This window comes from Vibrio sp. SCSIO 43153, from assembly GCF_023716625.1.
GTDB classification, from domain to species: Bacteria; Pseudomonadota; Gammaproteobacteria; order Enterobacterales; family Vibrionaceae; genus Vibrio; species Vibrio rotiferianus.
The window spans coordinates 1,746,609-1,760,483 of record NZ_CP071856.1; the positions used below are offsets into that span (position 1 = coordinate 1,746,609).

Annotated in this window: 13 protein-coding genes; 11 read left to right on the plus strand and 2 right to left on the minus strand. The window is 44.6% G+C overall.

The window, feature by feature from the left end; translation table 11 throughout:
- Positions 1 to 12 precede the first annotated feature (12 nt).
- Entirely contained in the window at positions 13 to 2,346 is a 2,334-nt protein-coding gene (locus J4N37_RS24115; RefSeq protein ID WP_252042623.1) for an EAL domain-containing protein, read from the minus strand.
- 454 nt (positions 2,347 to 2,800) lie between these two features.
- On the opposite strand from J4N37_RS24115, the gene rbsD reads away from it, so the two are divergent.
- The 8 genes from rbsD to J4N37_RS24155 all read left to right on the plus strand — a co-directional run bounded on the left by rbsD (position 2,801) and on the right by J4N37_RS24155 (position 10,545).
- Positions 2,801 to 3,220 carry a D-ribose pyranase gene (gene rbsD, locus J4N37_RS24120; RefSeq protein ID WP_252042624.1) on the plus strand — a complete coding sequence of 140 codons (420 nt, stop codon included), beginning with the start codon at positions 2,801 to 2,803 and terminating at the stop codon, positions 3,218 to 3,220.
- A 24-nt stretch (positions 3,221 to 3,244) separates the two neighbouring features.
- Positions 3,245 to 4,750: a ribose ABC transporter ATP-binding protein RbsA gene (gene rbsA / locus J4N37_RS24125; protein ID WP_252042625.1), complete on the plus strand. Its 1,506-nt coding sequence runs from the start codon at positions 3,245 to 3,247 to the stop codon at positions 4,748 to 4,750.
- A complete protein-coding gene (rbsC, locus tag J4N37_RS24130) occupies positions 4,747 to 5,730 on the plus strand; it encodes a ribose ABC transporter permease (RefSeq protein ID WP_005452248.1) in 984 nt (327 codons plus the stop codon). Before rbsA ends, rbsC begins: the two co-directional genes overlap by 4 nt.
- A 91-nt stretch (positions 5,731 to 5,821) precedes the next feature.
- The gene (gene rbsB, locus J4N37_RS24135) at positions 5,822 to 6,700 is read left to right on the plus strand and encodes a ribose ABC transporter substrate-binding protein RbsB (protein WP_252042626.1); all 879 of its coding nucleotides are present in this window, start codon (positions 5,822 to 5,824) and stop codon (positions 6,698 to 6,700) included.
- Positions 6,701 to 6,900: 200 nt separating this feature from the next.
- A complete protein-coding gene (rbsK, locus tag J4N37_RS24140) occupies positions 6,901 to 7,818 on the plus strand; it encodes a ribokinase (RefSeq protein ID WP_045389065.1) in 918 nt (305 codons plus the stop codon).
- Positions 7,819 to 7,835: 17 nt separating this feature from the next.
- Positions 7,836 to 8,840, plus strand: a complete 1,005-nt coding sequence (locus tag J4N37_RS24145; protein WP_252042627.1) for a substrate-binding domain-containing protein — start codon at positions 7,836 to 7,838, stop codon at positions 8,838 to 8,840.
- Between the two features lie 146 nt (positions 8,841 to 8,986).
- Entirely contained in the window at positions 8,987 to 9,718 is a 732-nt protein-coding gene (locus J4N37_RS24150) for a nucleoside phosphorylase (protein ID WP_045389062.1), read from the plus strand.
- Positions 9,719 to 9,864: 146 nt separating this feature from the next.
- Positions 9,865 to 10,545 (plus strand): Crp/Fnr family transcriptional regulator, encoded by a 681-nt coding sequence (locus tag J4N37_RS24155; protein ID WP_252042629.1) that lies wholly within the window; start codon positions 9,865 to 9,867, stop codon positions 10,543 to 10,545.
- 117 nt (positions 10,546 to 10,662) lie between these two features.
- Here J4N37_RS24155 and J4N37_RS24160 read toward each other — a convergent pair whose 3' ends face one another.
- On the minus strand, positions 10,663 to 10,818 hold the full coding sequence (locus J4N37_RS24160) for a DUF3012 domain-containing protein (protein ID WP_005452237.1): 156 nt from the start codon (positions 10,816 to 10,818) through the stop codon (positions 10,663 to 10,665).
- 246 nt (positions 10,819 to 11,064) lie between these two features.
- Between J4N37_RS24160 and J4N37_RS24165 the strand changes: the two genes are divergently transcribed.
- Genes J4N37_RS24165 through vctG form a run of 3 tightly spaced genes read left to right on the plus strand, consistent with a single transcriptional unit; the run spans position 11,065 to position 13,874 of the window.
- Positions 11,065 to 11,973 carry a siderophore ABC transporter substrate-binding protein gene (locus tag J4N37_RS24165; protein ID WP_045389056.1) on the plus strand — a complete coding sequence of 303 codons (909 nt, stop codon included), beginning with the start codon at positions 11,065 to 11,067 and terminating at the stop codon, positions 11,971 to 11,973.
- A 22-nt stretch (positions 11,974 to 11,995) separates the two neighbouring features.
- The gene (gene vctD / locus J4N37_RS24170) at positions 11,996 to 12,931 is read left to right on the plus strand and encodes an iron chelate uptake ABC transporter permease subunit VctD (RefSeq protein WP_252042630.1); all 936 of its coding nucleotides are present in this window, start codon (positions 11,996 to 11,998) and stop codon (positions 12,929 to 12,931) included.
- Complete coding sequence (gene vctG, locus J4N37_RS24175) at positions 12,924 to 13,874, plus strand: iron chelate uptake ABC transporter permease subunit VctG (protein ID WP_252042631.1); 951 nt, start codon at positions 12,924 to 12,926, stop codon at positions 13,872 to 13,874. Before vctD ends, vctG begins: the two co-directional genes overlap by 8 nt.
- The last annotated feature ends 1 nt before the right edge of the window (position 13,875 follow it).

Consider the following 13,875-nt stretch of genomic DNA (forward strand, 5'->3'; position numbering starts at 1 on the left):
GCCTAAGTCACCCTATGCACTGACTGACTCTTCAAATCGAACATCGTTTGCAGAGCGCCACCAATGATCTAACTGCTCTCTGTTCATCGGTTTGCCGAACAAGTAACCTTGCATGAAGTCACAGCGGTAAGCAGAAAGCCATTCATGCATTACGTTGTGTTCAATGCCTTCAGCGGTCACAGTTTTGTTTTGCGCATGGCAAAGCTCGATGATTGGCTTAATAACATGTTCATTATCGGTATGCATTAAGGTCAGCAGAAATTCTCGGTCGAACTTGATCTTTTGAACGGGGTATTGAACCAGTTGGGTCAATGATGTGTAACCAGAACCAAAGTCATCGATCGCTAATCGATAGCCAAGTTTAGAAAGTTCATCGAGTAACACTGTTCCTTGTTGATCACTTGCGAACGTCTCCGTTATCTCAAGCTCAATGCACTGCGGAGGTACAGAATTTACCTGGGCATGCTTGTGTATATATTCCGCCATAGATAGCGAGTTTAGCTCAGCTGACGAAAGGTTGATGGATAAGGTAATGTCTTTGCCGAAAATCTCTTTTAGGTGATGGTATTCCAGCATCGCGTTGGAGAAGACCCAACGATCTATCTTGTTAAACTGACCGCTTTGTTCTGCAATTGGAATAAACTCGGCGGGCGGAACAACTCCTAGGTTTGGTGAATCCCAGCGAAGCAATACCTCAAGGCCTTCAATCTCATTTGCTTTGTTATTCATGTATGGCTGAAATACTAAGTGGAACTCTTTTTCTATATCTTCTTTTCGTAGTTCGCGTTCTATATCGCTTTTTCTCTGGGCGGCTTCATCCATTTCCATGGAATAGTAAGAGGCTTGGTTTTTACCAGCACGCTTTGCCTGATACATAGCGGCGTCAGCACAAGATAAGAGTTTCTCAATATCTTGCCCGTCTTGAGGAAATCCAGCGATACCGACACTTGCCGTCACAGGTAGCCCACCAAAATGGTGATGATTACAATTCTTAATCGGTTCAAGGAGTGCATTGGTCAACTCATCGGCTATGGAAGAGGATTGGTGCTTGCTGCTTAAAAGAATGGCAAACTCATCTCCTGACAGACGAGCACCAAAACAGGTACTATCGTGTTTGTGAGCGAATAAAGCACATACTTTTTGAATATGCCCAGCAAAGGCTTTCAGTAATTTATCGCCCCATTCATGACCATACTTATCATTCACGAACTTAAAATTATCTAGATCGACATAAACAACCCATAGGTTGTCTGTGCAAGAGGCAAGTTCTCTACAGGCTAGGGTTTGAAAGCGAGAGCGGTTTGCTAGTTGCGTTAGCTGGTCTGTTTCAGCAAGGCGTTTAGTTTGTTCATAACTTTTTCTTAGCTCTTGGTACATGTCAAAAAAGCGCTGCGACAAGCGCCCAATCTCATCATTGCTGTTGAGTTTTTCGATGTTATCTCTCGTATTGCTCTCAATGTCTGTTAGCTGGTTATCCAGCTTGGCGATTGGCTGCATAACATAGAGGTATAAGACGATGACAATTAATGCGATGGTGATGAGGCCAGCGACACCAAATGAGAGGGCAAGTTCTAGCCAAACCTTTTCGACTTTATTCCACATCAGATATTCCGCGGGCGAGAGAATGGCATAAAAACCGGGTAGCAGCTCTATCGTTTGCGCCAATGGTATATCGAGATAAATGGGCTTGTCAGAAAAGGTGATGACGCTATGGGTATCGTATTCAATTTCGTGTTTTATATCATTAAATGACTCCAGTGATACGGATGCCACAATGAATAGGTTAAAGGCTGGGTCAAATGTTGTCGCTACTTCACCGGAACGGCTATCAAGGACTTGATACTTTAATAGGATACTCTGACCGCTGGAGTTGTAGATAAACCCGGTATGGCTAAAGGCCTGTTGGTTATTAAAGGTTTTCGTTACGTACGCTGAAATCTTGGGGTCTAGCACGCCAGTGGGCTGGTAAGTACTTTCTTGAAAATACAGCACTTGGCTTTGGCCGTTAAGAATTGCCATGTTAGTGTCGCCGTTGTAGCCATGGCTTAATACTTCCACCGTTTCTGCTAAATGGCTTTCTAAACGAGTAGATTGTTCATTTGAGTCTCGGTTGGCTAGATAATCTAACACCGCATAACTTTTTGATAGGGTATGTGCGTAGCTGTTAAGAAACACATTCGCTTGACGAAGTTGACCTGCAAGCTGATCCATCTGAAGTTGGATATAGCTGTCTTCGCGTTTTATCAACGTGACTTTTTGAATGCTGTAGATGATATAGCTAGACACCAATGCACTGAGCAATATGACTGGCGTGACAAGCAAAATGATTCTATTGCTAAGTTTCATGTGGTGATAATTTTAATTTTCCATTGCTTCTCTTCTAATTAAGAAGCCACTTATTGCATAGATTGATTTTTCAACGAATTGTATGTTGTATATGAAACAAAGTCTTACAAATGTCGTAAATTTGTGAAGGGAAGGGTGATTTATAAACAGGGGGCTTTGTATTCTTGAATTTGAGACAAAACTGGACTTGGAAATGATCGTTAACCTCTGTTTCTTGGCTGGTTATTCATCATCGAAACGTTTCGATGGCAAAGTGTGACCTCACTATCCTTTTCTTAATCAGTTAGTACTCAATTGCGGATCATTCTCACACCTTATCGATCTGTGACTGGTCAATTATTCCTATCGTTCTATTATTGAATCGAAACGTTTCGATGAGTGTTCTATCAATATAGAAATTAATCCAAGAGAGACGCTCATAGTTGTATGAACGTGTAACCGAAAGGTCGATGAGATGAAAAAAAGTACCCTAATTAACTCAGAAATTTCTTACTTGGTGGCGACGTTGGGTCATACCGATGAAATCACCATTTGTGACGCGGGCTTGCCAATCCCTGACCATGTTCAACGTATCGATTTAGCGTTGACTCATGGCGTTCCTGGTTTCCTTGATACCGTTCGCGTGATTCTGTCTGAGTCCCAAATTGAAGGGGTCATCATTGCTGAAGAATTCGCAAAAGTTAGCCCTGTTCACCATGATGCGCTGATCACTGAGCTAGCAAAAGAAAGTGAGCAAACAGGCAAACAAATCGCGATCAACTATGTGTCGCATGAAGATTTTAAAGCTCGCACAGAACAAAGCCGCGCTGTTGTTAGAACAGGCGAGTGCACACCATACGCGAATGTGATTTTCCAAGCCGGCGTGGTGTTTTAAGCTACAACTAATTGAGGACAAATTATGACTCAAGCCATTCTACAACTCAGCGACATCGAGAAAGCGTTCCCGGGCGTCAAGGCGTTGGATAAAGCCAGCCTTAATGTTTACCCAGGTCGCGTGATGGCGTTAATGGGCGAGAACGGGGCAGGTAAGTCGACCTTGATGAAAGTGCTTACGGGCATCTACCACATGGATGCGGGAAGCATTAAATATCAAGGTCAGCCAGCGGCGTTTAAAGGTCCGCGTGACTCTCAAGAAGCGGGCATCAGTATCATTCACCAAGAACTGAACCTGATCCCTGAGCTGACAATTGCTGAAAACATCTATTTAGGTCGTGAATTTACCGGCACGATGGGTCGTATTCAGTGGGGCAAGATGTACGAAGAAGCAGACAAATTGCTTCAGCGCCTTAATGTAAAGCACTCATCGAAAACGTTGCTTGGTGATTTGAGCCTTGGTGAGCAGCAAATGGTGGAGATTGCCAAAGCGCTGTCTTTCGAATCTAAAGTCATCATCATGGATGAGCCAACCGATGCACTAACCGATAAAGAGACGGAATCACTGTTCAAAGTGATCAACGAGCTTCGCGACCAAGGTTGCGGTATTGTTTATATCTCGCATCGCCTAAAAGAAATCTTTGAAATCTGTGATGACATTACCGTGCTACGTGACGGTAAGTTCATTGGCGAATGCCAAGTGAAAGACACCAATGAAGACGGACTGATCGAGATGATGGTTGGCCGTAAGTTGGAAGAGCAATACCCACGTATCGATGTGAAGCACGGCGATGTTTGCCTCGAAGTGATTGGCTTGACTGGTTCTGGTGTTCACGACGTCAACTTCACCCTTCAACGCGGAGAAATTCTTGGTGTCTCGGGCTTGATGGGCGCAGGTCGTACTGAGCTAATGAAAGTGATTTATGGTGCATTACCAAGTGAGCGTGGTGTCATCAACTTAGATAACAAGACCATTAACCCGGTTAGCCCACAAGATGGCTTGGCGAATGGCATTGCTTACATCTCTGAAGATCGTAAAGGCGATGGCTTGGTGCTGGGGTTATCCGTGAAAGAGAACATGTCTCTGTGTGCGTTGGATAAGCTCACCAAAGGTTTCCAAATCCAACATGGCGAAGAAGTCATGGCGGTAGAAGATTTCATCAAACTGTTCAACATCAAAACGCCAACGCGTGACCAAATTATCGGCAACCTATCTGGCGGTAACCAACAGAAAGTGGCGATCGCGAAAGGGTTGATGACCAAACCTAAAGTTCTGATTCTGGATGAGCCTACTCGCGGTGTCGACGTAGGGGCGAAGAAAGAAATCTATCAGCTGATCAACAAATTTAAAGCCGACGGCATGAGCATCATCTTGGTTTCATCTGAGATGCCCGAAGTGCTAGGCATGAGTGACCGTATCATGGTGATGCATGAAGGTCGAATTACAGGCGAATTTGATGCGAAAGACGCCGACCAAGAAACACTACTCGCTTGTGCCGTAGGCAAGAGAATGAATGAGGAAGCAGCATGAGTACTAATACCATGAGCAAACCAAACGAAACTGGCAGCAAGAAGCTGTTCACCAAAGAGTGGCTGATTGAGCAAAAATCATTGATTGCACTGCTGTTTTTGATTGTTGTCGTGTCATTTTTAAACCCGAACTTTTTTACGGTAGACAACATTCTTAATATCTTGCGTCAAACCTCTGTCAACGCGATCATCGCAGTGGGTATGACACTGGTTATATTAACAGCGGGTATTGACTTAAGCGTAGGCTCTGTACTTGCGTTATGTGGTGCCTTCGCAGCGAGCATGATTGCGCTAGAAGTGCCAGTACTCATCGCGGTTCCAACAGCATTGTTTGCTGGTGCGGCACTGGGTGCGATAAGCGGTATCATCATTGCCAAAGGTAAGGTGCAAGCCTTTATCGCAACGCTGGTTACCATGACGTTACTGCGCGGTGTAACCATGGTTTACACAGACGGTCGACCTATCTCAACAGGCTTTACTGATACTGCAGATGCATTTGCATGGTTCGGTACAGGTTACGCTCTTGGTATCCCAGTTCCAGTTTGGTTGATGGTGATTGTCTTTGCTGCGGCATGGTATCTACTAAACCACACTCGCTTTGGTCGCTATGTGTACGCACTTGGTGGCAACGAATCAGCAACGCGCCTTTCTGGTATCAATGTTGATCGTGTGAAGATCGGTGTATACGCAATTTGCGGTATGTTGGCAGCGCTTGCAGGCATTATCGTGACGTCTCGTCTGTCTTCAGCACAGCCAACTGCGGGTATGGGCTACGAGCTAGACGCTATCGCAGCGGTTGTTCTTGGCGGTACTAGCTTGATGGGCGGTAAAGGTCGCATCATGGGTACCTTGATTGGTGCTTTAATCATCGGCTTCTTGAACAATGCGCTGAACCTACTCGATGTTTCTTCTTACTACCAAATGATTGCGAAAGCAGTGGTTATCTTGCTAGCGGTACTGGTAGACAACAAAAACAAGTAATCCATAACAACTAATACATTAAAGCTAAATCCTGAATACAAACCGAGCCAGAGGACGTGTGCTGGCTCACCCTACACAAAGGACTAGAACGATGAAAAAACTCGCAACTCTTATCTCTGCTGCACTTCTTTCTTCAACCGTATCGGTAGCGGCGCAAGCTCAAGATACCATGGCGATTGTAGTTTCTACGCTAAATAACCCGTTCTTCGTAACGATGAAAGACGGTGCAGAAGCTAAAGCGAAAGAACTGGGATACGACTTGATTGTACTGGACTCGCAAAACGACCCGAGTAAAGAACTGTCAAACATCGAAGACCTGACGATACGCGGTGTAAAAGCGATTCTGATCAACCCAACAGATTCAGACGCTGTGTCAAACGCGATTCGTATGGCGAACCGTTCTAAGATCCCTGTATTGACACTTGACCGTGGTGCAAGCCGTGGTGAAGTGGTTAGCCACATCGCTTCTGACAACGTAGTTGGTGGCGAAATGGCGGGTCACTACATCATGGAAAAAGTGGGCGAGAAAGCGAAAGTCATCCAACTCGAAGGTATTGCTGGTACGTCTGCGGCGCGTGAGCGTGGTGAAGGCTTCATGACAGCAGTGAAGGGTAGCAACATGGATCTACTAGCAAGCCAACCTGCGGATTTTGACCGTACTAAAGGTCTAAACGTAATGGAAAACTTGCTTGCAGCGAACCCAGACGTTCAAGCGGTATTTGCTCAAAACGATGAGATGGCACTGGGTGCGCTTCGCGCAGTTCAGGCATCAGGTAAAGATGTACTTATCGTCGGCTTCGACGGTACTGACGACGGCATTGCAGCAGTTAACCGTGGCAAGCTCGCAGCAACCATCGCGCAGCAGCCAGATCTTATTGGTGCTTTGGGCGTAGAAACGGCCGACAAAGTATTGAAAGGTGAGAAGGTTGAGGAGTACATTCCTGTTCCGCTTAAAGTCGTGACTAAGTAAGTTTAGCGCCCGACTCAGTGATTCTCTTTGTTGAAGTAACGGAATGACCCAATGAGTGTGTTGGGTCATTCCAGACAATGAAAGCGTTAAGTTACAAATTAAATCTAGTTGAATCGTAATACGCTTACGTTTTTTCAAAGAGCGTAAACCTATTACTCCTGTTCAAATATAAAGGGTTCAATCAGAACCGAGGATACCGTATGAATAAGTTAGTGGTGTTAGGTAGTGTAAACGCTGACCATGTTCTTCAAGTGCCTTCTTTCCCTCGCCCTGGCGAGACGCTACATGGTCGCAACTATCAAGTTATCCCAGGTGGCAAGGGTGCCAACCAAGCTGTTGCAGCAGCTCGATTAAACGCAGAAATCGGTTTTATTGCGTGTGTGGGTGACGATTCGTTCGGCATCAACATTCGTGAGAACTTCAAAATGGATGGCATCGACATCACTGGTGTGAAGATGCAGCCTAATTGCCCAACTGGCATTGCCATGATTCAAGTAGCAGACAGCGGTGAGAACAGCATTTGTATCTCCGCCGAAGCGAACGCCAAACTTACCGCAGAAGCGATTGAACCCGATTTAGAGCGCATTCGTCAGGCAGAATACCTGTTGATGCAATTGGAAACGCCAATGTGTGGCATCGAGAAAGCTGCGCGAATCGCGAAGGATGCCAAAACTAACGTGGTTCTCAACCCTGCGCCAGCACGTGAATTGTCAGATGAGCTGTTGTCTTGCATTGATGTTATCACACCCAATGAAACGGAAGCCGAAGTGCTAACTGGTGTGACCGTAACTGACGATGATAGCGCGCAAGAGGCGGCAAATATTCTGCACTCAAAGGGCATCGAAATTGTGATGATTACGCTCGGGGCAAAAGGTGTTTGGCTGAGTCAAAATGGCCGTGGTGAAATCATTCCTGGTTTCCGCGTAGAGGCAACGGACACGACCGCAGCTGGGGATACGTTTAATGGGGCATTCGTCACTGGTTTATTGGAAGACTTACCTTTAGAATCAGCGATTAAGTTTGCTCATGCAGCAGCAGCGATCTCTGTGACTCGCTTTGGCGCGCAAACTTCGATTCCAACCCGTCAAGAGGTTGAGGAGTTCCTTGAACAACAATAATCAAAAGGAGAAATAGCATGGCAACGATGAAAGACATCGCAAAACTGGCAGGGGTTTCCACTTCAACTGTGAGCCATGTTATTAACAAAACTCGCTTTGTCAGCGAAGAGATCTCACAACGAGTCAACAACGCTGCCCAAGAGCTTAATTACTACGCGCCTTCAGCATTGGCGCGTAGCCTCAAAGTCAACCGCACCAAAACCATTGGTATGTTGGTGACTACCTCAACAAACCCATTCTTTGGTGAAGTCGTAAAAGGCGTTGAGCGCAGTTGCTACCACAAAGGTTATAGCCTGATCCTGTGTAACACTGAAGGCGATAATGAACGCATGCGCGACTCCATCAATACGTTGCTACAGAAGCGCGTTGATGGGCTTATTTTGATGTGTTCATCGTTAGAAGGGGAGCGCATTGATGTATTCGAGCGTTACTCTGACATTCCGGTTGTAGTGATGGATTGGGGGCCAATGTTGTTCACGAGCGATAAGATTCAAGATAACTCGCTTCGTGGTGGTTATCTGGCTGCTAAATACCTTATCGACTGCGGCCACAAAGAGATTGGTTGTATCACGGGGCCATTAATTAAGCACCAAGCGCAAATGCGTTATGAAGGCTATAAGCGTGCAATGATTGAAGCTGAACTGGATTTCAATGCCAACTGGATTGTGGAGTCCGATTTTGAGTGTGAAGGTGGTTATCAAGCCCTCAAGAAAATGGTTCAACGCGGTCCGCTACCAAGCTCGATTTTTGTATCCAATGATATGATGGCGATGGGCGTAATTAATGCAGCAAATGAGCTTGGAATCAAAATTCCTGATGATCTTTCGATTATCGGATATGATGATATTCATATCGCAAAATTCATGTCTCCGTCACTCACTACTATTCACCAGCCCAAGTATCGCTTGGGTCAAGCCGCAGTCGAAACCTTACTGACTAAACTCGAAAATTATTCTAAAGAGCCGAATGTAGTGCAACTAGAGCCAACACTCGTGGAGCGAAACAGTGTCCTGCACAAATAGATTTAAGGCTTAAATTAGGGATTGCATCCGGTTAATGCCGAATTATGATCAATCGCGAAATTAGGGGGACAAAAGTCCTCCTTTTTTATTGTCCAAAGCTCCTAAACTGCCTTGAGTTAATTTGTATTAAAGCTTAAGGATTCAAAGTGAGTAAACAACCACATATTTGTGTCGATAAAACACAGGTTGCACCACGAGTTATTGTTTGCGGTGAACCAAATCGAGCTAATCGTATTGCATCTTTATTGGAACAAGCAGAATTGGTCGCTGAGAACCGAGAATACCGCGTCTTTACTGGCACTTATAAAGGTCAACCTGTTTCTATTTGCAGTACCGGCATTGGCTCACCCTCTATGATTATTGCAGTAGAGGAGTTAAAGCAATGCGGTGTGACACATATTGTTCGTGTAGGCTCCGCGGGTGCGATGCAAGAAGGCATTCAGCTTGGTGAGTTGATCGTAGCCGAAGCGGCTGTACGCGATGAAGGAGGCTCTAAGTCATATGTCGAACCGTCATTTCCCGCTTATGCAAGCTTCGAGTTACTTGCCAGCTTTGAACGCTTTTTAAATAACCAGCGGGTCACATATCATCGTGGTGTTGTACGCTCTCATGATAGTTTTTATACCGACGATGAGGAGCGAATTTGCCAATACTGGAATAGTAAAGGTGTGCTAGGCGCTGATATGGAAACTTCTGCTCTATTCACCGTAGGCAGATTACGTGGTATCGAAACCGCCTCTATCCTCAATAATGTTGTTCTGTACCAACAGGATGTTAAAGAAGGTGTAGGGCAGTATGTCGATGCTGAGCGAGATATGATGGATGGTGAGAAGCTTGCATCCATTGCCGCGTTAGAAGCGTTGATGACTCGAAACTGATAGCGACCAATGAACCGTTAATAGGGTGTGTTCTCGCTTTGGAAAAGTGCAGTACAAGATACGGCTGATTCTTATCGCGACATCGTTCTCCCAAATACGTAGAATGTATCGTTTACGTGTTATAGCTCAGACAATATGGCGGCGTTATGAGAATTAGTCCGTACTCAACGGGGCGTTTCAAATCTTTCCTTAGTGATCAAAGCAAAGCGTTTAAAGACCTTGTTTATCAATGCCAAATCAGTACTCGTTACTTTGATGCTGGTCAGGAGATCCTTCAGCAAGGTGCAAAGTTAGACTACTTATACATTGTTCCTGTGGGTCGTGTTTCAATGAGTATTCTCGCGGCGAACGGACGTAGATTTCAGCTAGGTGAAGCGAACTGTGATTATCATGTTTTTGGTGAAATGGAGTTTTTTACCAAAACCGCCTGCCAGTGGAATGTGATTGCAGACGAGCACCTTCAGGTGGATGTGATTTGTTTAAACCTTCTCACAGAAGCATTACACAAACACCCTGAAATGATGTTCTTTTTTGCTTCTGCATTAGCGGAAGATTATCAAGACTCGATGGATATCTATACCAATCGACTATTGCATCCTATCACTTACAATATCGCCTATGATTTGCTGGTGCAAAAGCAGACCAATACAATGCTAGGTGGGTTTGGCAAGGTAAACCAAGAGGCAGAACGATTTGGTACTTCAGGTCGGGTTTATCGCCGTGCAGTAAAAGATCTGATGGACAAAGGTCTGATTAGAAAAGGTGAGCAGGGGCTTGAGATTGTCGATGAAGTAGCGCTAAAAGCCTTTCTTGATGCCTACGAATAAACCGCAATGAGCAAGTCTATATAGCGAAGCTGCGGACTACCGTACTTTGTTTGTTTCGGAACATACCCAAGCATCTCAAGATTACTTGGGTATAAGATCATTTAGCGTTTATTTAGTCTAGAAAACGCAGTGCTTAGCAAAATCAGAAGCTTCGTTGGCAGTCCAATCGCCTTTTGGTTTCTCTTTCATGTCATTACACCATGCCTCGCTGCCCACTTCAGTACACGCCATCAGTTGTGCTGCTACAAATAAAACTAATGCTAACTTCTTCATTCTCTAGTCCTTTTTAATGAGTTGTTTAAAAGTAGTATAAAATAACGCTAATGTGATAAATACTAAAATTATAACTTTGCGCTTATCGTCTCAAATTCTATATAGGTGTAGAGTAATTCGTTGATTTATTGAGCCAATTAAGAAGTGTAACGAATGTAACGTTGTTAAATAATCGGTTGAATGCCTGAATGAGTAACGATATATTGCGAATGCGCATGATAATAGATCTCATTTAAGGCTAAAATAATGGAAAAACTCGTCAGTGCGGCTCTTATTTCGCTGCTCACAATCTCACCTTCTTTTGCTGCAACCGTCAAAATCGATCACTACATGGGAACAACAGAAATTGAGCAATCACCCAAGCGCGTGGTTGTAATTGGCTTTGGTCCACTCGATACTTTGGATAGTTTCGGTATTGATCCTGTGGCGGTATCTAACGCTTCCCACCTGCCTAAATATCTCTCTAAGTACGGTAAAGACAATTACACTTCTGCAGGTAGCTTGTTCGAACCGGATTTCGAAACCATCTATATGCAAAAGCCAGACTTGATTTTGGTTGGACCCCGAGGTTCAGCAAAATACGACGAGCTTAGTGAAATTGCACCAACGGTTGTCTTTGCATCAGGTGAGAACGAAGATTATTGGCAGGGCACAAAAGCGCAATGGCGCAATGTTGGCAAGATCTTCAATATTGAAGGCAAGGTTGAACAAAAGATCGAAAACTTAGACGCTCAGTTCAAGGCGATTCGTGACTATAACCAAGCTCATAATAACGATGCGCTTACGATTCTAAGTATTGGTGACAACATCAGTGCATTTGGCGCGAAATCTCGCTTTGGCGCGATTTATACGGACTTTGGTTTTAAGGAAACCGTACAAAACCTGAAAACAGGAACACATGGCGACGTTATTTCTTATGAGTTTATTCGTGAAGCCAATCCAAAGAACATCTTAGTCATTGATAGAAACTCTTTGCACGCAAAATCCGATCACGACTTAGCAAAAGCGCTGAATAACGATCTGGTTAAAGCGACTTCGGCTTATAAGAACAAGAAAATTACTTTCCTAGACGTGGATGCTTGGTACTTAGCAATGTCCGGTGTAACTGCAACGGAAAAGATGGTGAGTGAAATTAAACACACCATCGATCTGTAAGCGAAGTACGCTGAGGTTAACTTTGAAAAAGTTATTGCTTGTTCTTGTTGTTCTAAGCGTCACATCGTTGTTTGTTGGGGTGGCAAATATGACACCCCAACAGTTGTTTTCAGGCGATGCAAAGGCACTAGAACTTTTCTTTACGAGTCGGATCCCACGTTTATTTGCCATTCTCCTTGCTGGGGCAGGGCTTAGCATCGCTGGATTAGTGATGCAGCAAATTAGTCAAAACCGATTCGCCGCACCTTCGACGACAGGCACCATTGAATGCGCCATGCTCGGTTATGTCATGAGTGTTGTGTTCTTTGGCAATGGTGAACAACTGTGGCTTGTTTTCGCTGTCTCCATTTTGGGCACCTTAGTGTTCATTCAGTTCATTCAACGAATTCAGTTCAAAAGTGTGGTGTTTGTGCCTCTCGTCGGAATCATCTTTGGCAACGTTGTTGATGCTGTCACTACTTTCATTGCCTACAAATACGATGCGCTGCAAAGCCTTTCAGCTTGGAGTGTCGCAAACTTTGCTAACATTCTGCGCGGGGATTTTGAGCTGCTTTATATTGCTGTGCCTGTCGCGCTTTTAAGTTACCTGTTTGCTGCTCGTATCTCTGCTGTGGGCATTGGCAAAGACTTTGCGGTAAACCTTGGTCTTAACTATCAGCAAGTGGTGACGTTAGGCGTACTTTTGGTGTCGGTAATGTCAGCCAGTGTGGTGATGATCGTTGGTCAACTGCCGTTTCTTGGACTTATCGTGCCAAACTTAGTCAGTTACTTCTACGGTGATAATCTTAAACGCAATATCCCGCTTACTGCTATGTATGGGGCGATTCTCGTTTTAGCGTGTGACTTGGTTAGCCGAGTGATCATCTTCCCTCATGAAATGCCGATTTCGATTGTGATCAGTATATTGGGTGGTGTTGTGTTTATCGCGATGTTGTTGCGAGGTAAGCAAAGTGCGTGATTCCAATAAACTTCTTTTATTGGCGGCCATAGCGCTGCTTTTCGCATTTTTGTTCATCGGTATTGGCTTAACCGACGACAACTACCAGTACTTCCTGTCACGACGCGTGCCTAAAGTATTGGCCATGGTGTTGGCTGGTGTGGCGATTGCTCAATCTTCGTTGGTATTTCAAACGATTACCCATAACCGAATCCTCACCCCAAGCATAATGGGGTTTGATGCTCTGTATGTATTAACACAGGTTCTCATTGTTTTGCTGTTTGGTGGCTTGAGTGCTCTGGTACTCAATGTATATATCAACTTCTCCATTGCGGTATTGGTGATGGTGGGCTTTTCACTGTTGTTGTTTGGGTTCTATTTCTCAAAAGGTGGACGCAACCTTATTACGTTGCTTTTGGTCGGATTAATCTTTGGGCAATTGTTCAACAATATTGCCGTGTTCTTTTCCCTTCTGATGGACCCAAATACCTTTGCATTTGTGCAATCTAAACTGTACGCGAGTTTTAACAATGTAAAGGTGAATTTGGTATACCTAAGCTCACCAATGTTGCTATTTGCCTGTTGGTTACTGTATCGCATGCATCGCACTCTCGATGTGTTTTGGCTCGACCAAGACAATGCAAAGAGCTTGGGTGTGGATGTGCCAAAAGTAACGCGCAACGTTTTTGTTCTCTCTGCGGTGCTCATCGCTATTTCTACTGCATTGGTTGGGCCCATCATGTTCTTTGGTTTGTTGGTGACGAATTTGAGCCGTGAAATGTTCCGTTCTTACCAGCATCGAACCTTGTTGGTTGGTTGCTCTTTGATGGCGATTTGCGCCTTGCTTTCAGGGCAATGGATTATTGAAAACCTATTTTCATTCGAAACGACGCTGAGCGTAGTAATTAACTTTATTGGTGGTATCTACTTCTTGTATCTACTGCTAAAAAACAAAGTCGCATAAA

Excerpts from the sequence above, each read along its gene's own strand:
- rbsK (WP_045389065.1), top strand. The coding sequence starts at position 6,901 with ATGAATAAGTTAGTGGTGTTAGGTAGTGTAAACGCTGACCATGTTCTT.
- rbsA (WP_252042625.1), top strand. The coding sequence starts at position 3,245 with ATGACTCAAGCCATTCTACAACTCAGCGACATCGAGAAAGCGTTCCCG.
- rbsD (WP_252042624.1), top strand. The coding sequence starts at position 2,801 with ATGAAAAAAAGTACCCTAATTAACTCAGAAATTTCTTACTTGGTGGCG.
- rbsC (WP_005452248.1), top strand. The coding sequence starts at position 4,747 with ATGAGTACTAATACCATGAGCAAACCAAACGAAACTGGCAGCAAGAAG.
- J4N37_RS24115 (WP_252042623.1), bottom strand. The coding sequence starts at position 2,346 with ATGAAACTTAGCAATAGAATCATTTTGCTTGTCACGCCAGTCATATTG.
- J4N37_RS24165 (WP_045389056.1), top strand. The coding sequence starts at position 11,065 with ATGGAAAAACTCGTCAGTGCGGCTCTTATTTCGCTGCTCACAATCTCA.
- J4N37_RS24145 (WP_252042627.1), top strand. The coding sequence starts at position 7,836 with ATGGCAACGATGAAAGACATCGCAAAACTGGCAGGGGTTTCCACTTCA.
- rbsB (WP_252042626.1), top strand. The coding sequence starts at position 5,822 with ATGAAAAAACTCGCAACTCTTATCTCTGCTGCACTTCTTTCTTCAACC.
- J4N37_RS24160 (WP_005452237.1), bottom strand. The coding sequence starts at position 10,818 with ATGAAGAAGTTAGCATTAGTTTTATTTGTAGCAGCACAACTGATGGCG.
- J4N37_RS24155 (WP_252042629.1), top strand. The coding sequence starts at position 9,865 with ATGAGAATTAGTCCGTACTCAACGGGGCGTTTCAAATCTTTCCTTAGT.